Raw genomic sequence first — 276 nt, 5'->3', positions numbered from 1 at the left:
GCCCAAGAAGGTGATGCCCTTCTTGGCGATCATGCGCAGCAGCCAGCGGATGTTGTAGCCCGCTGCGCACAGCACAGCATGCAGCCGGTCGCCGGATTCACCCTTCAAGTGACACCGCTGCATGCGGTGATCCTGCTTCAGGTGCCCAATGATGGGCTCAATGGCCTGACGGCGTTTGAGCAGCTGGCGTTCTTCATCGCTGATGCGCTTGCTCTTGCCCCGGTGCACGATGTGCACATCCGGGTTGTCGCCATCCACCCCACGGTAACCCAGGTC

General features: G+C 61.6%; 1 protein-coding gene. It reads right to left on the bottom strand.

Annotated features, from left to right (window positions below):
- Nucleotides 1-276, bottom strand: a 276-nt coding sequence (locus tag HA630_RS00425; protein WP_208299880.1) for a transposase, incomplete at both ends; no start/stop codon positions are given.

It is taken from the genome of Aquabacterium sp. A08, assembly GCF_011742065.1.
This window is presented reverse-complemented; position numbering and strand designations above follow the sequence as displayed.